The following is a 24,773-nucleotide window of genomic DNA, read 5'->3' as shown; positions in this document are numbered from 1 at the left end:
CGCGGCGGCCCGCCCGCTGCACGCCGTTCGTTACGCCTGCGCCATTTCGTGCTCGGCGGCCAGCGCGAGAAAAGCCGAGCGCGACATACCGCGCGCGGTCGCATACGCGTCGATCTCCAGAACCAGAACTTCGGGCAGCGAGATGTTGATGCGGATCGCCTTCTTCAACGCCGGGATATTGCGCGTTGTCACGAACCCCCACGCAAAACCCGCGAATTCGGGATTGTCGCGATGCGCCTGCAGCGTGCCCGGTTCGGGCAGCGGCAATCCTTCGTCCAGCAAAGTATCGAGATGCGATTCGATCGCTTCCTTCGCGTTCGCGAACGCTTCTTCGAGTGTGTCGCCCGCGGAGTGGCAACCCGGGATGTCGGGCACCACCACGCCGAACGCGTGGGTGCCGTCTCCGGGTTCGATGGCGATCGGGAAGATCAGATGCTTCATTTGAGCCCCGCCTGTTTCAGAATGCTGTTCACGGTGCCGGCCGGCAAATCCTTTTTCGGGTGCGGGACGGTCACGAGACCACGTCTTTCCGCGTGCCGGAAATGATGGTGGCTGCCCGAAATTCGCACGAGCTGCCAGCCATTGGCTTGAATCAATTTGACGACTGCTGCGCTGTTCATACATCTTACCCTCCATCATACACACGACTACACAACATTTCCAGAGGCGAGATTCGCCTGTCGGCGTGCTGCAACGTCGAAATCGAGGCAGCGGCGAAAGCTCGGTGAAGTCGTTATTTCAACGTGAGGAGATAGCTCTGCGCTAGCTAGCCGGATGGCTAACGCAGGCTGGAAGGAAGAGGGTGGGCAGTCAAAAACGGAGGTGAAAAGCCGGCGACCAAAAAGAAAAAAGGCCCGTCGATAACGGGCCTTTCCATCAATCCTGTTGCGGCTACTGCGTTAGTTGCGGTTGCAGCCGGGCAAAAAACGCTTCGCTCAAAGTCCCGATTGCGCCGGGATGCGCCCATCGGGCCCGTACAGGTTGGTCTTGCGCGGCACATTGACCTGCAGCGCTTTAAGCGCGCGCTGGTTGTAGTCCATGCGCACACGGATCAACTCGCCATTGTTGGTGTTCGCGCGGCGCGCGCGCTCGGCCGCTTTTTGCAGCAGCTTCCATTGCGTCGCGACGCGCGTGTCGGTGTTCGCCGCGAGCTCCATGCCGGACCAGCCGCCCGGAAAGCCCAGTTCGGCCAGTTGCGCGTCGCGCGCGGCTTCGAGCCTCGCGAGTACGCCGATCAGCTCGGTCTTCTTCTCGACGATCGCAGGCAACTGCTCGAGCGGCGATACCGCCGTCAGCGCCCTGGTTTCGAGGGTGAGGATCGAGGCGAACGCCTCGACGGTCGAATATTCTTCGATCAGGGTGGCAACCAGAGCGTCTTTCATGTCCACAACTCGCTACGCGCGGCGGCTCGCGATGTACACGCGAGCCGGGTTGGTCGGACGTCGCCCGGCCAGTCACCGCGCGGCGAAGCGCCGCTCAGTTGCCGTTCGACGAGGATTTGTTCTGCAACAGGTCGCGTGCCGTCTGCAGCACGCCGTCGGCGATCTTGCCGGAGTCGATCTGCAACGTGCCGTCCTTGATCGCCTGTTTGATCGACTCGACGTGCGCCGTGTCGATGTCGGCCGAACCGGATGCGGCAAGGCTGCGCAGATGCTGCGACAGGCCCGACAGGCTCACGCTCGCGTCGCCCGACGCGGTGCTCGCGGCCGACGTGGCCGTGCTCGCGCCTTGCGTGGCGCTGGCTGCCGGCGCGGCGTCGCCGCTTTGCTGCGAACGGGACAGGGCGTCTTTCAACGTCGGCAGATTCGAAGAGGTGGTGGAATCGACTTTCACGATTGGCTTCCTGAACGATTTGATTCTGATAACGGCAAGCGTTGATCAAAACTTTAGCGCAATCGCTCGATGCCTGGCCCGGCTTTGCCTGGCCATCCGCCCCCTTCAATACCGCCAGCGCTGCATCAACGGCCGTGTTCGCCGCCGACTCGGCCAGCGCCGCGTGCCCAGCCCGCGTTGCCACGGAGCAAACCCGGGCGCCCGCGGGCCGGCTTGCCGCCACCCCGTTCACATCTGGATTTCCACCGTGCCGCCGTCCTTGACGATGCCGGAGATGATCTGCCCGTTCGCGGTTTTCACCCGCACCTGCTGTCCGGGCGATGCGTTGTTCATCGCGCTGCCTTCGGACGAAATCGAGAAACCGTCGCCGGCCGCGACGACCCGCACGGTCTGGCCGATCGCCACCGCCGACGCACTCCTCAGCATGTCGCGACGCAGCGGCATGCCGCCCGCGATCCGCACCAGCGATACCGAGCCGACCGCCTGCGACGGATCGGTGACGATCGCCTGCGGCAGACCGCTCAGGTCGCCGTCGCGTGCGACGAGGTCGGCGGCGGTGAGTACCTCGCCGGGCGCCATCGCGCGGGCGGCGAGGTAGTAGGTGGCGTGCAGCGCGATGCGCGCCTGCAGATAGATGGTCCACGGATGCTCGCCCGCACAGCGCACGCCGACCGTCGAGCGGCCCCACAGGCGCGCGCCGGTCGGCATGAACGGCGCGAGCGCCGAGCATGCGGCGAGGCCGCGCGGAAACGCGGGCGCGACGGTGATGTCGACCTTGCCGGGCAGGCCGATCGCCTGTTGCTGCAGGAAGGCGAGGGCTGCCGCGTGAATTGCTTCGGGGTCCTGCTGACCGGGCAGCGGCGCGGGCGTGGCGCCGACGGTGGCGGCAGCGGCTGTGGCGACCGCAGCGCCCGTCGGCGGATTTTTCGGTGCAACGCCTGGTGCGGCCGCGCGCAGCATCGCGGGCGGAATTCTCGCGCTTGTCACCGTGCTCGTCACCGCGCGCGGTTGCGCGCCCGCCGTCGCGATCGGTTTGCCGTTCGCGCCGAGTTCCGGCGGCTCGCCGCGCGACGCGAGGCTGTCGAAGCCGGCGCCTTGCGGCGCATTCGCGGCGACCGCGCGGGCGTCGGCATCGCTGGCGCGACCGGAGGAGGGTGTCACGATCACCGGCACCACCGCGCGCGCGCCCGTTTCGACGTTGACGCGCGCCACGCCTGCTGCCCCTGCGTTGGCCGGCGGCGGAATCGTCACGACGCCGTTGGCGTCCGGTTTGAAGTTGGTGCGGATCATCGTCGGCGCGGCGGGCGCGGTTTCGCCGCTGCCCGGAATGACGATCGCGTCGGTCGCGTTCGCGGCGCGCGCGAACGGATCGTTCTCGCGCTGGGCCGGCGCGCGACCCAGCGATTGCGCGGTCGCCGCGGCAAGCGATGCCGCCGACGCGCTGCGCTGCGCCGGCGTCTGGATCTTCTGCACGAGGTCGTTCAGCGCGGCGGGATTCTTCTCACCGGGTCCCGCGATCACGATCGGGCCGCCCGCGTCCTGCGCCTGGCTCGTGGTCGGCAGTAGCACGATGCCGCCCGCGACCCACACCGCGACGTTGACGATAAGCCGCGTCAAACAACGCGCACAACCACGCATGAAGCCACGCAGTGCCCGACGCGCGAACCGGCCTCCACCCACGCGACGCACCGTCGTGCGCTGCGCACGCTGCGGCAAGGCGGAAGTGGACTGGCTGCTCATCACGGTTCTCCATCGAATGCATCGGTACGCCTTGCATTCTAGAGAGCGACCCTCGCGCGCAAACGTCGAATAGAAGCCCCCTTTCCCGGTTATTCGTCCGATTGCCGCTTGCACCCCGCCCATAAGATGCATCTCATGCAAAAAGGCCTTTCCACTCGCCGCGCACCGTGCGTGACGCAGGCATCGAAAGGCCTCGGGAACGTTCTCGGGAGATTTCTATGCTGGACAAACTCGACGCCGAATTCGCGTTCGGCAGGCAGGCGATGGATGTGCGCGCATACCGGCAGGAACTGCTGTCGTCGAATATCGCCAATGCCGACACGCCCGGCTACAAGGCCCGCGACGTCGATTTCGCATCGTCGCTCGCCGGCGCGTTGAAGAAGAGCGGCGGCAGCACGGCGGCCCAAGGCGCGTCGAACACTTCGACGCTGGCGATGACGCAGCCGGCCGGCGTGACGAGCGGCATGTCGATGAGCGCGACCGAGCCCGGCCACATGAGCGGCAAGGCCACGCTAACGGCGACGGGCGGCAGCCCGGACGACTACGGCAACCTGCAATACCGGATTCCGTCGCAGCCCTCGCTCGACGGCAACACCGTCGACGTCGATACCGAGCGCGTGCAGTTCGCCGACAACACGCTGCATTTCGAATCGGGCATGACGGCCGTGTCGAATCAGATCAAGACGATGCTCGCGGCGATCACGTCGGGCTCCTGAGCCCGTCATCGCACGCCGGCACGAACACGTACAGAAGCGCTACGGGACTTAACGAGAAGCCGGTGCGAACCGGCAGGAGAGGTCAGGAAACATGCCATCCCTGATGAATATTTTTGGTGTTGCGGGCTCCGCGATGTCGGCGCAGTCGCAGCGGCTCAACGTGACGGCGTCGAACCTCGCCAACGCGGACAGCACGACCGGCCCGGACGGCCAGCCGTACAAGGCCAAGCAGGTCGTGTTCGCGGTGAGCCCGCTCGGCGGCGCGCGCTCGGGCTCAGGCCAGCAGGTCGGCGGTGTGCAGGTGACCGGCGTGGTCGACGATCCGTCGCCGATGAAAACCGCGTACGAGCCCGGCAATCCGGCCGCCGACGCGAATGGCTACGTGACCTTGCCCAACGTCGATCCGGTGCAGGAAATGGTCAACATGATTTCGGCTTCGCGCTCGTATCAGGCCAACGTCGAAACGCTGAACACCGCCAAAACCCTGATGCTGAAAACGCTCACGATCGGAACCTGAGGAGACCCGTCTTGACCACCAACACCACCATCGGCAGCAGCGGCACGACCGTCTCGCAGACGCTGCTCGACACGATGAACGGCGCGAGCAGCAGTTCGAGTTCGACCAGCTCGACGAGCAGCTCGGGGACGTCGGCCACCGATCTGCAGAACACCTTCCTGCAACTGCTCGTCGCGCAGTTGAAGAACCAGGACCCGACCAATCCGATGGACAGCTCGCAGATGACCTCGCAGCTCGCGCAGATCAGCACGGTGCAGGGCATCGGCCAGCTCAACACGTCGCTATCGTCGCTGTCGTCGCAACTGGCGGCCGGCCAGCAGTCACAGGCCGCGCTGCTGATCGGCTCGACCGTGCTTGCGCCGGGAAGCTCGATCACAGTGGCGAGCGGCAAGGCGAGCGAGTTCGGTGTCACGCTCGCGAACGACGTCAGCGATCTGCAGGTCGTCGTGAAGAATTCGGCCGGCTCGATCGTCAACACGATCGATCTCGGCAAGCAGTCGGCCGGCACGGTCCCGGTGGGCTGGACGCCGACCGACTCGGCGGGCAACACGCTCGCCGACGGCACCTACACGATCACCGCGACCGGCACGATCAATGGCCAGCAGGCAACCGCCACCACGCTCACCGGCGCGACCGTCGAAAGCGTCGTGCAGCAGAGCAGCGGCACGCCGGGCCTCGTGCTGTCGAACGGCTCGACGGTCGGCCTGACGAGCGTCGCCGCGATCCTCTGAGCGGCAGCGGCCAGATCAATCAAGTTACGACTTAGCAGATACGGAGTCAGTCATGGGTTACCAACAAGGTTTGAGCGGGCTGTCGGCGTCGTCGAGCGATCTCGACGTGATCGGCAACAACATCGCCAACGCCAACACGGTCGGCTTCAAGAGCGGCACCGCCGAATTCGCCGACATGTACGCGAATTCGATCGCGACCGCCGTGAGCCAGCAGATCGGCATCGGCACGCAGCTGTCCGAAGTGCAGCAGCAGTTCTCGCAAGGCACGATCACGACGACCAACCAGGCGTTGAACGTGGCGATCAACGGCAACGGCTTCTTCCAGATGTCGAACAACGGCACGCTGACCTATTCGCGCAACGGCGTGTTCCAGCTCGACAAGAACGGCTACATCACCAACGCACAGGGCCTCGACCTGATGGGCTACGCGGCCAACAGCTCGGGCATCATCAACACCGCGCAGACCGTGCCGCTGCAGGTGCCGACCGCGAACATCGCGCCGCAGGCGACCACCACGATCACCGCGGGCCTGAACCTGAACGCGCAGGACGCCATCATGCTCGGCGCGCCGACCGTGCAGGCCAGTAACACCAACACCGGGTCGCTGACCACGACCGGCGCAACGATCACCGACGCGACCGCGGGCACCAATACCGACAACTACACGATTACGTTCGACGGCGCCGGCGGCTACTCGGTGCAGGACACGACGTATCCGAACTCCGCCCCGGTGACCGGCACCTACACCGCCGGCACCGCGATCACGCTCGGCAACGGCGAAAGCATCACGTTCAGCGGCACGCCGGCAGCAAACGACAGCTACTCGGTCACGCAGAACCCGACCGCCTTCAACCAGAACAGCTCGACGACCTACAACTACTCGACCAGCACGACCGCCTACGACACGCTCGGCGGCTCGCAGACGGTCAACATGTACTTCGCGAAGACGGCCTCGGGAACGTGGAACGTGTACGCGGGCTCCGCGACCGGCACCGCGACGCTGATCGGCACGGCGAACTTCAATTCGTCGGGCACGCTGGTCAGCACGAGCCAGGCCGATACGTCCACGACGCCGACCACCTATACCCCGACCACCACGCTCGGCGCGTTCAACGTGGCGATCCCGACCACCGACGGCTCGGGCACGCCGCAGAACATCACGCTGAACATCGCCGGCACCACGCAGTACGGCGGCAAGGACGGTGTGAACAGCCTGTCGACCAACGGCTATGCGGCGGGCCAGCTGACCAGCTTCACGGTCGGCAGCGACGGCACGCTGACCGGCAACTACTCGAACGGCCAGACCGCCGCGCTCGGCCAGATCGTGCTCGCGAACTTCTCGAACGAGAACGGCCTCGTCGACCTCGGCAACAACGAATACGGCCAGACCTCCGCTTCGGGCGTCGCGCAGATTTCGACGCCGGGCTCGACCAATCACGGCGTGCTGCAAGGCGGCGCGGTCGAGAACTCGAACGTCGACCTGACGAGCGAGCTGGTCAACCTGATCACCGCGCAGCGCAACTATCAGGCGAACGCGCAGACGATCAAGACCCAGCAGGCCGTCGACCAGACCCTGATCAACCTGTAAGCGAACGGGACCTCCTCATGGATCGGCTGATCTACACCGCGATGTCGGGCAGTACGCAGGCGCTCGAGCAACAGGCGATCGTCGCGAACAATCTCGCGAACGCATCGACGACGGGCTTTCGCGCACAGCTCGAAACCTTCCGCGCCGTGCCGATGTCGTTCGGCGACGGCAGCACGGTCAACGACGACACCACCCGCACTTTCGTGCTGTCGTCGACGCCGGGCGCCGACTACACGCCGGGGCCGATCCAGCAGACCGGCAATCCGCTCGACGTCGCGATCGAGGGCGCGGGCTGGCTGTCGGTGCAGACCGCCGACGGCAACGAGGCCTACACGCGCGCCGGCAATCTGCACATCGACGAAAACGGCCAGCTCGTGAACGCGACCAACCAGGTCGTGCTCGGCAACGGCGGTCCGGTGTCGGTGCCGCCCGGCGCGCAGATCACGATCGGCAAGGACGGCACGGTGTCGGCACTGACGCCGGGCGATCCGCCGACCGCGGTCGTGACCGTCGACCAGCTGAAGCTCGTGAACCCCGATCCGCAGTCGCTCACGCGCGGCGACGACGGCCTCTTTCGTACCGCCGACGGCAACCCCGCCGACGCTGATCCAACCGTCACGCTGGCGCCGGCATCGCTCGAGGGCAGCAACGTGAATCCGGTGAGCGCGATGGTCTCGATGATCACCAACGCACGGCAGTTCCAGATGCAGACGCAACTGCTGCAGAACGCCGACAAGAACGATCAGTCCGCCAACCAGCTGCTCAGCTTCAGCTAACGAATTGCCACGGCGCGCTTGAGAGCGCGCCCGTGACCTGGGAGAAAAATTGTGAATCGCTCGCTCTACATCGCCGCTACCGGCATGAATGCGCAACAGGCGCAGATGGACGTGATCTCGAACAACCTCGCGAACGTCAGCACCAACGGCTTCAAGGGCTCGCGCGCGGTGTTCGAGGATCTGCTGTATCAGACCATCCGCCAGCCCGGCGCGAACTCGACGCAGCAGACCGAACTGCCGTCCGGCATCCAGCTCGGCACCGGCGTGCAGCAGGTCGCGACCGAGCGTCTGTACACACAGGGCAACCTGCAGCAGACCGGCAACTCGAAGGACGTCGCGATCAACGGCGCCGGCTTCTTCCAGGTGCAGATGCCCGACGGCACCACCGCCTACACGCGCGACGGCTCGTTCCAGACCAACGCGCAGGGCCAGCTCGTGACCTCGAGCGGCTACCAGGTGATCCCGGCGATCACGATCCCGAACAATGCGACCTCGATGACGATCGGCAGCGACGGCGCGGTGTCGATCACCGTGGCGGGTTCGAGCGCGACGCAGCAGCTCGGCTCGATGCAGATCGCGACCTTCATCAACCCGGCCGGCCTCGACGCGAAGGGCGAAAACCTGTTCGCGGAGACCGCATCGTCGGGCGCGCCGAACGTCGCGCAGCCGGGCCTGAACGGCGCGGGCACGCTCAACCAGGGCTATGTGGAAGCGTCGAACGTGAACGTGGTGCAGGAGCTGGTCAACATGATCCAGACGCAGCGCGCGTACGAAATCAACAGCAAGGCCGTGACCACGTCCGATCAGATGCTGCAGACCTTGAGCCAGATGCAGGTTTGAGGACTGGGAATTAAAGGCGGTAAATGATGATGTCGCACTCCACTCGTACTCCGGTTCATTCGCGCACGGCCGAGGCGCTCGTGCAGCTCGCGCTGCTCGCCGCGCTCGGCGGCTGCGGCCTCGTGCCGAAGGAACCGATCACCCAGCAGCCGATGACCGCGCTGCCGCCGGCGCCGCCGCAGGCCCAGGCGCCGGGCTCGATCTACAACCCGGGCTACGCGGGCCGTCCGCTGTTCGAAGATCAGCGGCCTCGCAACGTGGGCGACATCATCACGATCGTGATCGCCGAGAACATCAACGCGACGAAGAACTCGGGCGCGAATGCGAGCCGCAACGGCAACACCGCCTTCAACGTGCCGACCGCCGGCTTTCTCGGCGGGCTGTTCGGCAAGACCAACCTGAGCGCGACCGGCACCAACGGCTTTGCCGGCACCGGCGGCGCGAATGCGTCGAACACCTTCAACGGCACGATCACCGTGACCGTGACCGGCGTGCAGGCGAACGGCAACCTGATCGTGAGCGGCGAGAAGCAGATGCTGATCAATCAGGGCAACGAGTTCGTGCGCTTCTCGGGCGTGGTGAATCCGAACACGATTTCGAGCCTCAACGCGGTGTATTCGACCCAGGTCGCCGACGCGAAAATCGAGTACTCGGCGAAGGGCTACATCGACGAAGCGCAGAACATGGGCTGGCTGCAGCGGTTCTTCCTCAACGTGTCGCCGTGGTGAGCATGAACGCGATCTCCAGAACCTTGTCGCGCGCGGGCCGCGCCATTCTGTTCGTCGCGCTGGCCGGCGCGGCGTTGCCGGCGGCGACGCCCGCGCATGCGGAGCGTCTGAAGGATCTCGCGCAGATCCAGGGCGTGCGCGACAACCCGCTGATCGGCTACGGCCTCGTGGTCGGCCTCGACGGCACCGGCGACCAGACCACGCAGACGCCGTTCACCACGCAGACGCTCGCCAACATGCTGGCGAACCTCGGCATCTCGATCAACAACCAGGCGGCGGGCTCCAGCAACTCGCAGTCGTCGCTGTCGAACATCCAGTTGAAGAACGTCGCTGCGGTGATGGTGACGGCGGTGCTGCCGCCGTTCGCGCGGCCCGGCGAGCAGATCGACATCACGGTGTCGTCGCTCGGCAATGCGAAGAGCCTGCGCGGCGGTACGCTTCTGCTCACGCCGCTCAAGGGCGCCGACGGCCAGGTGTATGCGCTCGGCCAGGGCAATGTCGCGGTGGGCGGCGCGGGCGCGAGCGCGAACGGCAGCAAGGTGCAGGTCAACCAGCTGGCGGCCGGGCGCATCGCGAGCGGCGCGATCGTCGAACGCTCGGTGCCGACCTCGGTGTCGCAGGCGGGCACGATGCAGCTCGACCTGAACGACATGGACTACGACACCACGCAGCGCGTCGTCGCCGCGATCGACAACGCGTTCGGTAGCGGCACCGCGACCGCGCTCGACGGCCGCACGATCCAGTTACGCGCGCCGGCCGATCCGCAGCAGCAGGTCGCGTTCATGGCGCAATTGCAGAACCTCGACGTGCGGCCCGCGCAGGCGGCCGCGAAAGTGATCCTGAACGCGCGCACCGGCTCGATCGTGATGAACCAGATGGTCACGCTGCAGAACTGCGCGGTCGCGCACGGCAATCTGTCGGTGGTGATCAACACGCAGCCGGTGGTGAGCCAGCCGGGCGCGTTCTCGAATGGCCGCACGGTGGTCGCGCAGCAGTCGCAGATCCAGATGAAGCAGGACAACGGCGCGCTGAAGATGGTGAATGCCGGTGCGAACCTCGCCGAGGTGGTGAAGGGGCTCAACGCGCTCGGCGCAACGCCCGCGGATCTGATGTCGATCCTGCAGGCCATGAAGGCGGCCGGTGCGTTGCGCGCCGACCTGGAAATCATCTAAGGAAGACGCCAGATGAATTCGGATACGACCCATTCCGTCAGTTCCGCGAACGACCTCAGTAGCCGGTTCGCACTCGACGTGCAGGGCTTCGGCGCACTCAGCGCGCAGGCGAAGGCTTCGCCGCAGGCCGGCATGAAGATGGCCGCGCAGCAGTTCGACGCGGTGTTCACGCAGATGATGCTGAAGAGCATGCGCGATGCGACGCCGCAGGACGGTCCGTTCGATTCGCACGACACGGCGACCTTCACGTCGATGATGGATCAGCAGATGGCGCAGCAGTTGTCGAAGAAGGGCATCGGCGTCGCCGACGCGATGCTCAAGCAGCTGATGCGTAACCAGGGCATTCAGGCGGGCGGCGCGAACGGCGGCGCTGGCGCGAGCGGTTTCGCCGGCATGGCCAACGCGCTCGGCGGCGGCAGCGGTGGCGGCGACGAAGGCCAGAGCGCGGCGCTCAATGCGCTCGCGCGCGCCTACGGCAATGCCCAGGCAAACGGCCAGCTCGCGCTCGGCAAGGGCTACTCGGCCAATAGCGCGCTGACCCCGCCGTTGCGCGGCGACGGCAGCTCGTCGAAGGTCGACGCGTTCGTCGACAAGCTCGCCGCGCCGGCTCAGGCCGCGAGCGCCGCGACCGGGATTCCGGCGCGCTTCATCATCGGCCAGGCCGCGCTCGAATCGGGCTGGGGCAAGAGCGAGATCAAGAAGACCGACGGCTCGACCAGCCACAACGTGTTCGGCATCAAGGCGGGCAACGACTGGACCGGCAAGACCGTGTCGACGGTCACGACCGAATATGTGAACGGCACGCCGCATCGCACGGTCGAGAAATTCCGCTCGTACGACTCGTATGAAGAGGCGATGAAGGACTACGCGAGTCTGCTGAAGAGCAATCCGCGCTACGCGCAGGTGATCAATTCGTCGCGCGACGTGAATGGCTTTGCCAACGGCATGCAGCGCGCCGGTTACGCGACCGACCCGCACTACGCGAAAAAACTGCTGTCGATCATGCAGAAGATGAGCTGATTCAGAATGCAGGCGACGGGGCCACTTGCATAAGAAGACGGAGGAGGCCGGCTGCCGCGAGGCGGTCGGCCGATCCGCGACGATCGGCCGAACAGGAAAATACTCAGCCATCCAGATGAAGCGCTATTCGGCGGACGGGGCGGGACGCCCGATTGCGTCCGGATGAGGTGTCACGCTGATGTATTGCTTCAGCGCGGGTTGATGCACGGCCAACAGGCCAAACACCACACCGCCGATTGTGCGGGCGGATTCGTCATCGAGCTTGAAGTCGACATCTTCCAGACGCCAGGGAACAACCAGTGCGGCATTCATTTGTCCGGCAAGCGAATCTCGAGGCAGCGTGCAGACTTTTAGTTCCTGTTCGTCTTCGTCATAAGCGATGACAACGTAGCGCGGTGGTCTCTTTTCCATCTCAACCCGCTCCTCTCACACTGTCCGAGAAAAGATGCCCACGCTTGCCTGTATTGAGACTGCCGTAATAGCCAAAACTCATAGCTGAACCCATGCATTGACGACGTCTGACTCTACTCCCGATGAACATCCCGAAATAGCATCCGGATCAGATTTGCGCGGGCTGTGCGGGTAATAAGCGACAGAATCGGGCTGCGGGAACGGAGAGCGAAGCGAACCGCGTTTTAACGTTTGCGCGAAATTTCCAGCAAATATTTAATAAAAGCCCCTAAATTTTGGCTGAATGCTGCCGCTAACGAGTTAGACCCGATACCGGAATAGCGTTGTAAGGTCCGGTCGAACGCGCGCGTTGCGGCTTTGCAGGAAGACCGAGAATATCGACGGTCGAGCTGCGGCACGCGCCCGCAAGAACATGCAAACCGGCAAGCCCATGGATATGAATCAGTCGAACGGCCAGACCGACCTGCGCGGCCAGTCGCACATCCCGCAAGACGACAGCGTGCCCGACTTCGGTCGCCGCAATCCGCTGGAAATCGGCGTGCAATTGCGCAACCTCGTCAATCGCGGCGATTTCCTCACCGTCGAATATGCGGGCGGCCAACTCGTCACGCGTCTGCTCGACGTCGACGTGCGCGAGCGTACCTTCACCTTCGATTGGGGCGCGCTCTCCGAGCAGAACCGCGGACTGCTCGGCGCGCCGCGCTGCCAGTTCCACGCCGCACCCGACGGCGTGCGCGTCGAGTTCGCGACCGCGACGCCGCGCGAAACGCGCTTCGAAGGACTGCCCGCGTTCGAGGCCGACTTCCCCGACGTGCTGTTCTACGTGCAGCGCCGCGAATACTTCCGCGTGAGCGCGCCGATTCTCGACCCGTACATGTGTACCGGCCGCTTCCCCGAGGGCGACGCGTTCCGCTTCGAGGTGCACGATCTGTCGCTGGGCGGCGTCGGCATGCGCACGACCGACGATCGCGTCGCCGAATTACCGATGGGCACGCGCCTGATGGACTGCGAGCTCGTGTTCGGCGGGCTCGGGCGGCTGTCGCTCGATCTGCAACTGGTGTCGCATCGCTCGCTCTCGTTGCCGAACGGCACGCAGCGCTATCAGCTCGGCTTCCGTTTCCTGTCGCTGCCGGGCAGCGCGGAAAACACGCTGCAACGGCTTATCACGCAGCTGGAAATGAAACGCCGTTCGCTGGTGCGGTAAGCGAAGCGGGACGCGGCATGCCGCACGCCCGCAACCGGGCGCGCACCGAACACGATTCACATGGTGCGATCCGCCCACTCGGCTCGCACCAACGTTTCGAGCTGCGAAGCAAACGTTGCACTCGCCTGCGCGGCAACGCGCGCGGCTAGCAAAAACGCAAGCAAACACGTCAGCGCCAACACGACGTAAACGCCGACTCGAACGCAATGGAATGGCCCTCAATTTTTCGCACGGCGGGCCGTTAAAGAGGATGTTCCAGTAACGCGGCGGCATGTCTGCGATGCCGCCCCTCAGGATGACGCATGTCCAGCACTCTCTTGACTATCGGCCTTAGCGGACTCAACGCGGCCCAATGGGGTTTGACGACGACTGGTGAGAACATCAGCAATTCGTCGACGCCCGGCTACTCGATGGAAACGCCGGTGTATTCGGAGGCGAGCGGCACCTATACCGGCTCCGGCTATCTGCCGATGGGCGTCTCGACCGACACCGTGCAGCGCCAGTACAGCCAGTACCTCTCGACCGAGCTGAACAACGCGCAGTCGACGAGCAGCTCGCTCAGCGCGTACAACACGATGATCACGCAGCTCAACAACCTGGTCGGCATTCCGACCTCGGGGATTGCGAGCGCCATCACCGGCTATTTCACGGGCCTGCAGAACGTGGCCAACGACGCGTCGAGCACCTCGACGCGGCAGACCGCGATCAGCGACGCGCAGACGCTCGCCAACCAGATCAACGCGGCGGGCGAGCAATACGACTCGCTGCGCGCGAGCGTCAACACGCAGCTGAGCAACGCGGTCACGCAGATCAACACCTATACCGCGCAGATCGCGTCGCTGAATACGCAGATCACCCAGGCGAGCGCGCAGGGCCAGCAGCCGAACCAGTTGCTCGACGCACGCGACGAAGCGGTGTCGAACCTGTCGCAACTGATCGGCGTGTCGGTGGTGCAGGACAACGGCAGCTACAGCCTGTTCATGTCGAACGGGCAGCCGCTGGTGCTGTCCGGCAACAGCTTCAATCTCGGCACGGCGACCTCGTCGAGCGATCCGAGCGAGCTGTCGGTGCAGTATCTCGGCCAGGCCGGCGCGAAGCCGACGCCGACTCCGCAGACGCTGTCCGACACCAACGTGTCCGGCGGCACACTGGGCGGCCTGCTGCAGTTCCGCTCGCAAACGCTCGATCCAGCCGAAGCGCAACTCGGCGCGATCGCGACGAGCTTCGCCGCGCAGGTCAACCAGCAGAACGAACTTGGCCTCACGCTGAACGGCACCGCGGGCGGTGCGCTCTTCACCGTCGGCTCGCCGACCGTGTACTCGAACTCGAAGAACACCGGCACCGCGACGCTCGGCGTGTCGTTCGCCGACGCGACGCAGCCGACCACCGGCGACTACACGCTGTCGTACGACGGCAGCACCTACACGCTGACCGACAACCAGACCGGCGGCATCGTCGGCGCGGCGTCGAACCTGAACAACCCGATCGGCGGCCTGCAGTTCTCGGTCGCGAGCGGCACGATGAACGCGGGCGACTCGTTCTCCGTCCAGCCGACGCGCGGCGCGCTCGACGGCTTCGCGCTGACCACCACCTCCGCGTCGGCAATCGCGGCGGCGGCGCCAGTGCTGGCGTCGGCGTCGTCGTCGAATACCGGCAGCGCGACGATCACGCAGGGCACGGTGACGAGCGGCTACAGCGCGCCGACCAGCGCGTCGACGATCACCTATACGTCGGGCACTGGCCTCACCGGTTTTCCGGTCGGCTCGGTGGTGACGGTCGCCGGCTCGCCGTCCACGTCGTACACGATCAGTTCGTCGACGACGGCGGTGCCGTACTCGTCGTCCTCGGGCGCGACGCTGACGATCACCAACCCGAGCAATTCGACGAGCGCGGGCGTGATGAACAACGTGACGGTCACGCTTAGCGGCGCGCCCGCCAACGGCGACACGTTCACGATCGGGCCGAACACCGGCGCGGCCAACGACGGCCGCAACGCGCAACTGCTGTCGAACCTGACCACCGCGCAGGTGCTCTCGGGCGGCACGTCGACGCTGACGTCCGCGTACGCGACCTACGTGAACAACATCGGCAACCAGGCTACCCAGATCCAGACCTCGGCCACCGCGCAAAGCACGCTGGTCACGCAGATCACGTCGGCGCAGCAGTCGGTGTCGGGCGTCAATATCAATGAGGAAGCAGCGAATCTGCTTCAGTATCAGCAGCTCTATCAGGCCAACAGCAAGGTCATCCAGACCGCGCAGACGCTGTTCCAGACGCTGCTCGGCATCTTCTCGTAAGGGCTTGAATCATGCGTATCTCCAGCGCCGAGTACTTCAGCATGAACGTGGCGACGATGAGCAACCAGCAGGCTCAGTTGTCGCAGATCTACCAGGAAATCTCGAGCGGTTCGAGCCTGACCACGCCCGCGGACAATCCGCTCGGCGCGGCGCAGGCCGTGCAGCTCAGCTCGACGGCGACCGCGCTGTCGCAGTACACGACCAACCAGAGCGCGGCGCTGTCGTCGCTGCAGGCCGAGGATTCGACGCTCAGCAGCGTGCTGAGCACGTTGCAAAGTGTCAATACACAGGCCATCCGCGCGAGCGACGGTTCGTTGAACGACGCCGACCGCACGGCGATTGCGGCGCAGCTGACGAGCCTGCGCGACCAGTTGCTGACCTACGCGAATTCGACCGACAGTGCCGGCAATTCGCTGTTCTCAGGCTTTCAGAATTCAGCCCAGGCGTTCACGACCAACGCGAGCGGCGCCGTGGTTTATTCGGGCGACACCGGCACGCGCATGGTGCAGGTCACCGGCAGCAACCAGGTGGCGACCGGCGATAACGGTCAGGCGGTGTTCATGAGCGTCGGCGCGGCCAATGCCGAGCCGATCGCTAGCGGCAATTCGGCGAATACCGGCACAGGTGTGATCGGCGCGGTGACGGTGAACGATCCGACCAACGTGGCGAACGCGGACTCCTACCAGATTGCGTTCAGCGGCAGCGGCTCGACGCTCGCCTATACGATCACCGACACCACCACCGGCGTGGCCGGCACGCCGCAGACCTACACGGCGGGCTCCGACATCACGATGGCCGGCCAGACCGTCGCGATCACCGGCACGCCGGCCGCCGGCGACAACTTCACGGTGCAGCCGGCCAAGCAGGCAGGCACCGACGTGTTCGCGAATCTGAACGCGATGATCTCGGCACTGCAGCAGCCGGTCACGGGCAATACGGCGGCCACCGCGAATCTGCAGAACGCGCTGAACACGGGCATGTCGCAGCTCTCCAATACGCTGAGCAACGTCACCGCGATCCAGGCGTCGGTGGGCGGCCGCGAACAGGAAGTGCAGGCGTTGCAGACGGTCACGCAGACCAACTCGACGCAAACGCAAAGCGATCTCTCGGACCTGACCTCGACGGATCTGGTATCGACGATCAGCAAGTACACGATGCAGCAGGCGGCGTTGCAGGCTTCGCAGCAGGCGTTTGTGCAGATTCAGAATATGTCGTTGTTCCAGTACATCAATAATTGATGCATACGGCGGCAGCCGGAAAAAAGACTCCTTTGCTGGTTTCCGGGGCGTTGCCGACAGGTTGTAGTTGGCCGATACTGTTGAAAAAGTCGCTGCGCGGCCTGAGCAATCAGCAACCGATAAAATCGACCTCTCAGATCGACCCGCAAGCCGCCCGCGAATGTTGGTCAAGGGTGAGAAGACCCCCAAAAGTCTCGCGAGACACACGGTTAGCGACTTTTTCAACAGTATCGGCCATAAGCAGACGGTGACGACAGACAGCTTCCCGGCTCCTCGTCTCGTCGACGTCGCGCCGGAAGTAACCGTCAAGTGTTCGCAAAAACGAGACACTACAGAGGCAGACGCGCATCGGTAGGCGACGCTCGGAGCGATTGAGACGCGGCATAAGGGCTCGAGACCATACCGGTTCCCAATCTTCCTGGAGTCCTGCGTGCAAGCCATTGACCGGCAGCCCCGGCGGGCGCCGGACGGCGCACTTGTTCACCACGAGCGCCGCCGCCCGGAGCAGACTACATTGGACCGTCTGGTGCAGCAGCATGCCGAGACTATCTTCGCGCGGGCCGAGGGTGAGGAGGGGCCTGCACGGACAAGTCAGTGTGAGCGTCTATGGCAACGGCTTCAAATCCAGTTCTTTAAGGAAAGCGTTGTGCTTGTCCTTCGCAGCCGCAATCGCCTTTTCAATCTCCACCAGCTCTTGGTGAGTCTCATCCAGAACAATCTCCGTCTCGCTCACCGCCGTGCTGATATAGCGCGAGATGTTCAGGTTGAAATCGTTCTTTTCGATCTCGGCCATCTCCACCTTGCGTGAGTAGCGCGTCTCTTCCTCGCGGAACTGGTAGGTCTTGATGATCTTGGCGATGTGCTCGGGCTTGAGCTGGTTCTGGCGTTTGCCTTTTTCGAAGTGCTCCGGCCCGCTTGCGTTAATGAACAGGACATCGTCCGGCTTCTTGCACTTCTTCAACACCAGGATGCAGACTGGGATGCCGGTGGAATAGAACAGATTGGCGGGCAGGCCGATCACCGTGTCGATGTGCCCGTCCTTCAGCAGTTTGGTGCGAATGCGTTCTTCCGCCCCACCTCGGAACAGCACGCCGTGCGGCAGGATGATGGCCATTACGCCTTCGTCTTTGAGGTAGTGGAAGCCATGCAGCAGGAAAGCGAAGTCGGCAGCGGACTTGGGCGCGAGGCCGTGGCTCTTGAAGCGCACGTCGTCGGCCAGCGCGTCGGTCGGTTCCCAGCGGTAGCTAAAAGGCGGGTTGGCGACGATGGCGTCAAATCTTGGCTTCTTGGCCGGATTCTGCTCCCGCATCATGTCCCACTCGTTGAGCAGGGTGTCGCCGTGGAAGATCTCGAACTCCGTGTCCTTAACCCCGTGCAGCAGCATGTTCATGCGCGCGAGGTTGTAGGTCGTGATGTTCTTTTCCTGTCCAAAGATCTTGCCGATGGTGCCGTCCGCCTTGGCCACCTTCTTGCGCACGTTGAGCAACAGCGAGCCAGAGCCGCAGGCAAAGTCCAGCACGCTTTCCAGCCGCTTCCTGGTACCGGTTTTGGGTTCCTGACTGTCCAGCGTGACGATGGCGGAGAGGATGTCGGAAATCTGCTGCGGGGTGTAGAACTCGCCCGCCTTCTTGCCGGACCCAGCGGCAAACTGGCCGATCAGGTATTCATAGGCATCGCCCAGCGCGTCGATGTCCGTGGAGAACTCCGCCAGCCCTTCCGCGATCTTCTGAATGATAGCGCAGAGCTTAAGGTTCCGGTCGGCGTAGGTTTTGCCGAGCTTGGGAGAACTCAGATCGATCTCGGAGAACAGGCCCTGAAAGGTGCTCGCGAAGGATTCCGTCTCGATGTACTTGAAGCCCGCTTGCAGCGTGTTCAGTAGCTCCGCGTTCTGGGTGCGGGCCAGGTTGGCGATGCTGTTCCAGAGGTGCGCGGGCTGAATGACGTAATGCACCTTGCGGCGCATCTGCTTCTCGAACGCCGAAACGTCGTCAATGTTGTTCGCATACCAGAGCGCCAGCGGCACCTCGCGGGTGTTGCTTTCCACATCAGGGTAGTCCCGCCCCAACTCCTTCATTGCCGCCGTTTCGTAATTGTCCGAGAGGTAGCGCAGGAAAAGGAAGGACAGCATGTAGTCGCGGAAGTCGTCCGCATCCATGGCCCCGCGCAATTGGTCAGCGATGCTCCAAAGGGTCTGGTTGAGTTGCTTTTGATTGGATTCGTTCATAGGGTCGTGGCCGGTGCGGCGGCGGGTGCTGTAGGTGCTGCGGTCGGTGTCGGTGCCGTCTCAAGAATGTCAGGCAGGTCAAACTGGAATTTGGCGGTGAAGTCTCCCAGAATGCGCCGGAACAGCTCTTTGTTGTCCTCCCCCATTTCGGTCGGTTCGTGGATGGCGTATTTGCCGTGACTGAGGAGGTTCAGCGCGCGGTTGTAGAGTGCACGGTCTTCCTCGATGCTCAGCGCCTTGAGGCAGAAGGAGATGTCAGCGTGGCCGAAGAACGACGCCGTTTTTTCCATGATGCTGCGCAGGGCGTTGAAGTGGAAGGTGTAGAGCTTGCCGGTGTTGGGGGCCGCGGCAAGTTGAAGCTCAGCGAGTGACGCGACGTGATGGAAAAAGGGCGTGTCCTCGGTGGCTCGCAGGGTATATGCACCGTCTCCGTTCGGGCGGTGCAGAAAGTAGCGCTTGTGGTTCACCCTCGGCTCGCCCTCTTTCGCTCTGCCAATCTCGTTGCACATCACGTTGAAGAAAAGGGCGTGATGAGACGAGAAAACAACCTTGATGGGCGCGGGAGCGCCGTTCTGGCCTTTGCGGCTCGCAGCCCGGCGCAGGAGTTGGGCGAGGTCGCAGGCCACGGCGATAGCGTTGTTATCGTCCAGTGAAGAGATGGGGTCATCGATGTAGAGATATTTGTTGGACTGATAGGAGACGTGACCGTCGAGCATCCGCTCGCAAATGGCCATGAAGAGGCACCAGATGAAGATGTTCTGCTCGCCACGGGAGATCTTGATGTTCTCGGCTTCACCATTGCGGAAAGAGACCTTCCATGTCTCGTAGTCAATGTCGAAATCGAAGTCCGCGTAGCGGTCGAGATAGCCCGCAATCGTTTCGTCCAGTGCGAGGTCTTTCAGGCCATTGAAGAAGGTGGAGTTGGGATTGAGTTGGAGCTGTCGAACAGCATCACCGTCTAGATCATTGTCCCAGGTGAACAAGTCTTCGGTAAATGCGTTGAAGTAGAGGGTGTCGGCAGTGCCATTGTTCTTGCGCTTTCCCTCTTCCTTGAACTCCATCGACAGCCGCGTCTTGCCAGTGCGGTTGTAGGCATACATAAGGATGAGCTCTACTCCGCCCAGATCGTCACGCAGCTTTCTCGTGAGTGTCCTGAGGTTGGCGTATTTGTTGATCTTTGGCTTTGCGCTCATGCATTAACCTCTTCCGAGGATGGGAAGAGCTTCTGCATCAACCCTTTTTTGTGGGTCTTGATGGCTTCGAGGTTTTGAGTTTCGGCGGTGATCAGCGCGTCGAGACTGCTCAGACACGAAGCGATACGTTGTTGCTCGGGGAGCGTTGGCGGCCAAGCTAGCTCAAGCGCGCTGAACCTAGAACTGCCAAGATGAGCCACTGAGGTTGTTTTAGTCGCAATTCCTGCAAACGTCCCGTCCTTCTGGCATTTTCGAAAGACTTGTGCAGCGAACTCCGGACATGTTGATGGGAAAGAACGAAAGCGAAGCAATTGGTTCTGCATCGCACAGCGTCCTCCGAACTCGCCGCGGTATAGCGACGCACGGCCCACGAGCTCCAATGATTGCCCTTCGTTCAGCAGGATGTCCTTGTCGAGAATCTCGAATCGGCTGAACTCAGCGTCGGTCATGGGCATCGTCAGCATGTCTGAGAGATCGATTGCACCGTCCAAGACGTTTTTCGTTCGTAAATATGGTCGCAGTTGGCCCGGCGCATTGACCGCCAATGCCTTTCCCGCGAGCACCTCGCCCCGTTCATCGACCCGCCTCGCTACCCACTCCCCGGCATTCTGGAATTCGGGGAAGCGGAGGCGAGGTTGGGTTTCGCCTTTGCGGGGGAAAAGCTGCTGCATCAGCCCTTTTTTATGGGACTTGAGTACGTCTAATTTGCGCGCCTGCGCAGCGATCACTCCATCTACCGAACTCAGGCACTCGGCAATCCTTTGTTGTTCGGTGGGTTTGGGAACCGGCAGCATCAGATCTGAGAACTGCGCGTAGCTGATCATCTTTCCATCACGCAACCCTTCGAGGTTTTTAGTGAGAATTCGAATGAATCGATCAGTCTTGAGGTAGTGTCGAAAGTACTCGTCGCTTCCTTCACCCCGACGACGGAGGATTACATAGGCCGGGCTACAGATTCCGTGATAACGGGAATACTCAATACCGCCTTGGAACGATCTGAGACTAATAATGAAGTCGCCGACGCGAACGACTTTGTAGCTCCCGAGGCTCTTCTCAGTTACCGAGACGTGATAGTCAATCATGTGCCGGGGAATTGCCCCGTGCTCCTGGGTGATTGCCAGAACAGGAAGACCCGGCTTAGGATTCCGGTCATTAATCTGATTAAACAACGAGCCACCCGCTTCGAGTGCCCACCCCTCTTCCCCCCGGAACGCAGGAAATCGTAGCTTCGGCACCAGCGCAGGCTTTGCCTCTTCCTTTGCCGTAGCGGTTTTTTTCTTACTGCTCATACGCACTGAGTCCTGAAATTTCGCGGCCACCGGCGCGTTTAGTGAGGAGGGAGTGGAGGTCATCCATGAGGGCTAGTTCGGCCTTGGTGCGGGCTTTCCAGCCGAGGTCGAGTGGGGCCATCAGGTCACTGAGTTGCTCGCCATCGAAGATCATGCGGTCGAGGATGCCGTCCACGAAGCTTTGAAGGGCGGCGGTGGTGAGGCCGTGCTTCGCTGCGATGTCGGCGAGTTCTTTGGCGCTTTTCTCCGACTTGAAGCGGGTATAGCCGTCGCGGATGGCGGTTTCAGAGAGGCCCTCACCCGCCTGGAGAGTGGCGATGTATTCGGCGATGTCGTCGCGCTCATTCATGAACTTGGCATCGGCGCTGATGAGCCCGATGAGTTCCTCGCGAGTCATCTTGGCCTTGCCGGGCCCCTTGGCGGAGAACTTGGCAATAAGGCCCATGATGTAGTCGTAGTCGATGACGGCGGAAGCGAAGAGGACAAACTCGAAGTCGAGCTGGTCCACGAGATCATCGTTGCCGGGGCCATCAACTTCCTTGACGTCTTTGCCCTGCTGCGCTCTGAGCTCTTTGGCAGTTTGAAGATACTGGCCTTTGAAGCCGCGCAGGTTTTCATCGGGCAGCACCTGTTCGATGGCGGCTTTGTTGTCTTCGCTGAGGTCGGTGTATTGGTCCAGCTGGGTTTTGAGTCGCTGGACTTCCTTGAAGTAGCTGATGAAGGCGGCGCGGGCCTCGTCGCCCTTCAGGTTGGCTACGGCGGATGGCGTGCAGGCAAGGCCTTGGGACGTCATGAAGTCGTCCAACTTCTGCACTGCGGTCTCCAGCTTCTGGATGACCACAGGCGCCTTGTCCACGAGCCAGATTTCCCCCGCCTGCTCGTCGGTCTTCTCTCCGGAGAAGAGGGCGATGGCAGCATCGACGGAATCTTGCTGCTGGCGAAAGTCGAGGATGTTGCCGTAGGGCTTGGTGCCGTTGAGCACGCGATTGGTGCGGGAGAACGCCTGGATCAAGCCGTGGTGCTTGAGGTTCTTGTCCACATAGAGCGTGTTCAGGAACTTGGAATCAAAGCCAGTGAGCAGCATGTCCACTACGATAGTGATGTCGATCTTCTGCGCGGCAGGGTAGTCGGCATTGGGCCACTGCTGGTCCTTGATGCGCTTCTGCACATCCTGGTAGTAGAGGTCGAACTCGCTCAAGCGGTGGTTAGTGCCGTAGCGGGCGTTGTAGTCAGCGAGGACGGCCTTGAGCGCAGCTTTCTTTCCCTCGGGATCTTCTTCGTTGTCCACCTGTTCCTGCGGCAGGTCTTCCTGGATCTGCTTGACGTCTGGGTCGCCCTCGGCAGGCGGGGAGAAGACGCAGGCAATGTTCAGCGGCTTAAAATCGGGATCGGTGGCCTGCTTGTCCGCCTGCATGGTCTTGAACAGAGCGTGGTATTCGATGGCGTCGTTGATGGACGCGGTGGCGAGGACCGCGTTGAAGCGGCGCCCGCCGGTGGCTGCATTGTGCTTGGCAAGAATGGCATCGATGACGGCCTTCTTGGCAATGGCTTCGCCGGGCTTTGGTGGGTTCTTACCCTCGGGCTTGAAGTAGTCGACGTGGAAGCGCAGGACGTTGCCATCCTCGATGGCATGGGTAATGGTGTAGGCGTGGAGCTGCTTGTGGAAGAGCTCCTCGGTGGTCCGATACGAGGCCACCTCACCGTCGATTTTTATGCGACTGGCGTTGCCGTTGGGTCCACCGAATATCGGCGTGCCGGTGAAACCGAAGAGCTGCGCCTTCGGGAAAAATGCTTTGATGGCCTTGTGATTGTCGCCAAACTGCGAACGGTGACATTCGTCGAAGATGAAGACAATGCGCTTGTCCTGCAGTGCTTCGAGCTGTTCTTTGTAGGTGGCTTGGCCGTTTTTGCTGCGCTGCTTATTGCGCTTGCTGTTTTCGTCCAGCGCGAGGCCGAGCTTCTGAATGGTGGTGACGATGACCTTGTCGGCGTAGTCCTCTGAAAGCAGGCGGCGCACGAGGGCAGCGGTGTTGGTGTTTTCTTCGACGCAGCCTTCCTGAAATCTGTTGAATTCTTCCCGCGTCTGGCGGTCGAGGTCTTTTCGGTCCACGACGAACACACACTTGTGAATGTGGTCGTTTTCCTTCAACAGGGTAGAGGCCTTGAAGGACGTGAGCGTCTTGCCGCTGCCAGTGGTGTGCCAGATGTAGCCGTTGCCGTTGTCTTCGTCGATGCACTTGACGATGTGTTGCACGGCATAGACCTGATACGGCCGCATGATCATAAGCTTTTGCTCACCCGCAAGCAGCACCATGTAGCGGCTGATGGTGCGGCCGAGGTCGCACTTTCCCAGGAAGCGTTCGGCGAACTCGTCGAGTTGGGTGATCTTGCGGTTGTCCTCGCCGGCAAACTCATAGATGGGCAGAAAGCGCTCGTCGGCATTGAAGGCGAAGTGGCGGACGTTGTTGTTGGCGAAGTAGTAGGTGCGGTCGCGGTTGCTGACGATGAACAGCTGCATGAAGCAGAGCAGCGTCTTGGTGTAGCCGTTGCCCGGGTCGTGCTTGTATTCGACGATCTGTTCCATGGCCCTGCGTGGATTCACGCCCAGGGTTTTCAGCTCGATCTGCACACAGGGCACGCCGTTGATGAGGATGAGAACGTCGTAGCGGTGGTGGCTGTTGTCAGTGTTGATGCGGAGCTGGTGAACGACCTCGAAGTGGTTTTTGCACCAGTCCTTGATGTTCACCAGCGTGTAGTTCAACGGCGTGCCGTCGTCGCGGGTGAAGGCATTGATGCCGCGCAGGGTCTTGGCAGCGGTGTAAACATCCGGGGTAACTATTTCATCCAGGAGCCTGGCGAACTCGGCTTCGGTCAGCTTGATGCGGTTGAGGGCTTCGAACTTCTCCCGGAAGTTCCTTTCCAGCGCGGCGCGATCGCGAATGTCGTCGCGGTATTCGTACTTCAAGTTCTGAAGCTTGCCAAGGAAGCCGTATTCGATGTGCTCTTCTTTGAGGAGAGGGCTCGGTGCTCCGGACGGCAGATCGTAGGTGAACTTGGATGAAGGCATGGGGGAGGAATGTGCGTTGGCTATGGATCGGAAGGCAATGCGGGTGGCGGGTCGCTATGTTTTGTGTCCGTTGGGATGTACTACAACCACTTATAGCTCGCCAGTGTGAGGTCCAACGTTCCGCTCATGTGTCGTGGGAGGCCTTGATGCGCGGGCTCTGGTCGAGCGCCAACTTCGCAAATCCGCACT

General features: G+C 62.7%; 22 protein-coding genes. 12 read left to right on the top strand and 10 right to left on the bottom strand.

Features of this window, described 5'->3' with window-relative positions; genetic code table 11:
• Positions 1-30: 30 nt before the first annotated feature.
• From HHL14_RS14640 to flgA, 5 genes are all read right to left on the bottom strand, one after another.
• Positions 31-441: a type II toxin-antitoxin system HicB family antitoxin gene (locus HHL14_RS14640; protein WP_169498334.1), complete on the bottom strand. Its 411-nt coding sequence runs from the start codon at positions 439-441 to the stop codon at positions 31-33.
• The gene (locus HHL14_RS14635) at positions 438-620 is read right to left on the bottom strand and encodes a type II toxin-antitoxin system HicA family toxin (protein WP_169498333.1); all 183 of its coding nucleotides are present in this window, start codon (positions 618-620) and stop codon (positions 438-440) included. Before HHL14_RS14635 ends, HHL14_RS14640 begins: the two co-directional genes overlap by 4 nt.
• Before the next feature lie 315 nt (positions 621-935).
• Positions 936-1,382 carry a flagella synthesis protein FlgN gene (locus HHL14_RS14630; protein WP_169498332.1) on the bottom strand — a complete coding sequence of 149 codons (447 nt, stop codon included), beginning with the start codon at positions 1,380-1,382 and terminating at the stop codon, positions 936-938.
• 94 nt (positions 1,383-1,476) lie between these two features.
• Positions 1,477-1,833, bottom strand: coding sequence for a flagellar biosynthesis anti-sigma factor FlgM (gene flgM / locus HHL14_RS14625; RefSeq protein ID WP_169498331.1), 357 nt, complete (start codon positions 1,831-1,833; stop codon positions 1,477-1,479).
• Positions 1,834-2,061: 228 nt separating this feature from the next.
• Positions 2,062-3,573, bottom strand: a complete 1,512-nt coding sequence (gene flgA / locus HHL14_RS14620; RefSeq protein WP_169498330.1) for a flagellar basal body P-ring formation chaperone FlgA — start codon at positions 3,571-3,573, stop codon at positions 2,062-2,064.
• 218 nt (positions 3,574-3,791) lie between these two features.
• On the opposite strand from flgA, the gene flgB reads away from it, so the two are divergent.
• From flgB to flgJ, 9 genes are all read left to right on the top strand, one after another.
• Positions 3,792-4,289, top strand: a complete 498-nt coding sequence (gene flgB, locus HHL14_RS14615; protein WP_169498329.1) for a flagellar basal body rod protein FlgB — start codon at positions 3,792-3,794, stop codon at positions 4,287-4,289.
• Positions 4,290-4,380: 91 nt separating this feature from the next.
• A complete protein-coding gene (gene flgC, locus HHL14_RS14610; RefSeq protein WP_169498328.1) occupies positions 4,381-4,806 on the top strand; it encodes a flagellar basal body rod protein FlgC in 426 nt (141 codons plus the stop codon).
• An 11-nt stretch (positions 4,807-4,817) separates the two neighbouring features.
• The gene (locus tag HHL14_RS14605; RefSeq protein WP_169498327.1) at positions 4,818-5,537 is read left to right on the top strand and encodes a flagellar hook assembly protein FlgD; all 720 of its coding nucleotides are present in this window, start codon (positions 4,818-4,820) and stop codon (positions 5,535-5,537) included.
• A 52-nt stretch (positions 5,538-5,589) separates the two neighbouring features.
• Positions 5,590-7,125, top strand: coding sequence for a flagellar hook-basal body complex protein (locus HHL14_RS14600; RefSeq protein WP_169498326.1), 1,536 nt, complete (start codon positions 5,590-5,592; stop codon positions 7,123-7,125).
• A 17-nt stretch (positions 7,126-7,142) separates the two neighbouring features.
• Positions 7,143-7,901, top strand: coding sequence for a flagellar basal-body rod protein FlgF (gene flgF, locus HHL14_RS14595; protein WP_169498325.1), 759 nt, complete (start codon positions 7,143-7,145; stop codon positions 7,899-7,901).
• 51 nt (positions 7,902-7,952) lie between these two features.
• The gene (gene flgG, locus HHL14_RS14590) at positions 7,953-8,741 is read left to right on the top strand and encodes a flagellar basal-body rod protein FlgG (protein ID WP_169498324.1); all 789 of its coding nucleotides are present in this window, start codon (positions 7,953-7,955) and stop codon (positions 8,739-8,741) included.
• A gap of 29 nt (positions 8,742-8,770) precedes the next feature.
• On the top strand, positions 8,771-9,469 hold the full coding sequence (flgH, locus tag HHL14_RS14585; RefSeq protein ID WP_169498443.1) for a flagellar basal body L-ring protein FlgH: 699 nt from the start codon (positions 8,771-8,773) through the stop codon (positions 9,467-9,469).
• Between the two features lie 2 nt (positions 9,470-9,471).
• Positions 9,472-10,641: a flagellar basal body P-ring protein FlgI gene (locus HHL14_RS14580; RefSeq protein ID WP_169498323.1), complete on the top strand. Its 1,170-nt coding sequence runs from the start codon at positions 9,472-9,474 to the stop codon at positions 10,639-10,641.
• Positions 10,642-10,653: 12 nt separating this feature from the next.
• The gene (gene flgJ, locus HHL14_RS14575; RefSeq protein ID WP_169498322.1) at positions 10,654-11,661 is read left to right on the top strand and encodes a flagellar assembly peptidoglycan hydrolase FlgJ; all 1,008 of its coding nucleotides are present in this window, start codon (positions 10,654-10,656) and stop codon (positions 11,659-11,661) included.
• 123 nt (positions 11,662-11,784) lie between these two features.
• On the opposite strand, the gene HHL14_RS14570 is transcribed toward flgJ, so the two are convergent.
• A complete protein-coding gene (locus HHL14_RS14570; RefSeq protein ID WP_169498321.1) occupies positions 11,785-12,072 on the bottom strand; it encodes a hypothetical protein in 288 nt (95 codons plus the stop codon).
• A 430-nt stretch (positions 12,073-12,502) separates the two neighbouring features.
• Here HHL14_RS14570 and HHL14_RS14565 point away from each other — a divergent pair, with 430 nt between their 5' ends.
• From HHL14_RS14565 to flgL, 3 genes are all read left to right on the top strand, one after another.
• The gene (locus HHL14_RS14565) at positions 12,503-13,276 is read left to right on the top strand and encodes a flagellar brake protein (protein WP_206002328.1); all 774 of its coding nucleotides are present in this window, start codon (positions 12,503-12,505) and stop codon (positions 13,274-13,276) included.
• Positions 13,277-13,578: 302 nt separating this feature from the next.
• Entirely contained in the window at positions 13,579-15,573 is a 1,995-nt protein-coding gene (flgK, locus tag HHL14_RS14560; protein ID WP_169498319.1) for a flagellar hook-associated protein FlgK, read from the top strand.
• Positions 15,574-15,584: 11 nt separating this feature from the next.
• A complete protein-coding gene (flgL, locus tag HHL14_RS14555) occupies positions 15,585-16,811 on the top strand; it encodes a flagellar hook-associated protein FlgL (RefSeq protein WP_169498318.1) in 1,227 nt (408 codons plus the stop codon).
• Between the two features lie 604 nt (positions 16,812-17,415).
• Here the strand turns inward: flgL and HHL14_RS14550 are convergent.
• Genes HHL14_RS14550 through HHL14_RS14535 form a run of 4 tightly spaced genes read right to left on the bottom strand, consistent with a single transcriptional unit; the run spans position 17,416 to position 24,584 of the window.
• Complete coding sequence (locus HHL14_RS14550) at positions 17,416-19,035, bottom strand: type I restriction-modification system subunit M (RefSeq protein ID WP_169498317.1); 1,620 nt, start codon at positions 19,033-19,035, stop codon at positions 17,416-17,418.
• A complete protein-coding gene (locus HHL14_RS14545) occupies positions 19,032-20,228 on the bottom strand; it encodes an AAA family ATPase (RefSeq protein ID WP_169498316.1) in 1,197 nt (398 codons plus the stop codon). Before HHL14_RS14545 ends, HHL14_RS14550 begins: the two co-directional genes overlap by 4 nt.
• Entirely contained in the window at positions 20,225-21,517 is a 1,293-nt protein-coding gene (locus tag HHL14_RS14540) for a restriction endonuclease subunit S (RefSeq protein WP_169498315.1), read from the bottom strand. Before HHL14_RS14540 ends, HHL14_RS14545 begins: the two co-directional genes overlap by 4 nt.
• Positions 21,507-24,584: a type I restriction endonuclease subunit R gene (locus HHL14_RS14535; protein WP_169498314.1), complete on the bottom strand. Its 3,078-nt coding sequence runs from the start codon at positions 24,582-24,584 to the stop codon at positions 21,507-21,509. Before HHL14_RS14535 ends, HHL14_RS14540 begins: the two co-directional genes overlap by 11 nt.
• Positions 24,585-24,773 lie beyond the last annotated feature (189 nt).

It is taken from the genome of Paraburkholderia antibiotica (assembly GCF_012927125.1).
GTDB lineage: Bacteria > Pseudomonadota > Gammaproteobacteria > Burkholderiales > Burkholderiaceae > Paraburkholderia > Paraburkholderia antibiotica.
Note: the sequence above shows the minus strand (reverse complement) of the source record. Positions and strands in the feature narration are given on the sequence as shown.

Coding starts and splice junctions, on each gene's coding strand:
- HHL14_RS14640 (WP_169498334.1), bottom strand. CDS start 441: ATGAAGCATCTGATCTTCCCGATCGCCATCGAACCCGGAGACGGCACC.
- HHL14_RS14635 (WP_169498333.1), bottom strand. CDS start 620: ATGAACAGCGCAGCAGTCGTCAAATTGATTCAAGCCAATGGCTGGCAG.
- HHL14_RS14630 (WP_169498332.1), bottom strand. CDS start 1,382: ATGAAAGACGCTCTGGTTGCCACCCTGATCGAAGAATATTCGACCGTC.
- flgA (WP_169498330.1), bottom strand. CDS start 3,573: ATGAGCAGCCAGTCCACTTCCGCCTTGCCGCAGCGTGCGCAGCGCACG.
- flgB (WP_169498329.1), top strand. CDS start 3,792: ATGCTGGACAAACTCGACGCCGAATTCGCGTTCGGCAGGCAGGCGATG.
- flgC (WP_169498328.1), top strand. CDS start 4,381: ATGCCATCCCTGATGAATATTTTTGGTGTTGCGGGCTCCGCGATGTCG.
- HHL14_RS14600 (WP_169498326.1), top strand. CDS start 5,590: ATGGGTTACCAACAAGGTTTGAGCGGGCTGTCGGCGTCGTCGAGCGAT.
- flgF (WP_169498325.1), top strand. CDS start 7,143: ATGGATCGGCTGATCTACACCGCGATGTCGGGCAGTACGCAGGCGCTC.
- flgH (WP_169498443.1), top strand. CDS start 8,771: ATGTCGCACTCCACTCGTACTCCGGTTCATTCGCGCACGGCCGAGGCG.
- HHL14_RS14580 (WP_169498323.1), top strand. CDS start 9,472: ATGAACGCGATCTCCAGAACCTTGTCGCGCGCGGGCCGCGCCATTCTG.
- flgJ (WP_169498322.1), top strand. CDS start 10,654: ATGAATTCGGATACGACCCATTCCGTCAGTTCCGCGAACGACCTCAGT.
- HHL14_RS14570 (WP_169498321.1), bottom strand. CDS start 12,072: ATGGAAAAGAGACCACCGCGCTACGTTGTCATCGCTTATGACGAAGAC.
- HHL14_RS14565 (WP_206002328.1), top strand. CDS start 12,503: ATGGATATGAATCAGTCGAACGGCCAGACCGACCTGCGCGGCCAGTCG.
- flgK (WP_169498319.1), top strand. CDS start 13,579: ATGTCCAGCACTCTCTTGACTATCGGCCTTAGCGGACTCAACGCGGCC.
- flgL (WP_169498318.1), top strand. CDS start 15,585: ATGCGTATCTCCAGCGCCGAGTACTTCAGCATGAACGTGGCGACGATG.
- HHL14_RS14550 (WP_169498317.1), bottom strand. CDS start 19,035: ATGAACGAATCCAATCAAAAGCAACTCAACCAGACCCTTTGGAGCATC.
- HHL14_RS14545 (WP_169498316.1), bottom strand. CDS start 20,228: ATGAGCGCAAAGCCAAAGATCAACAAATACGCCAACCTCAGGACACTC.
- HHL14_RS14540 (WP_169498315.1), bottom strand. CDS start 21,517: ATGAGCAGTAAGAAAAAAACCGCTACGGCAAAGGAAGAGGCAAAGCCT.
- HHL14_RS14535 (WP_169498314.1), bottom strand. CDS start 24,584: ATGCCTTCATCCAAGTTCACCTACGATCTGCCGTCCGGAGCACCGAGC.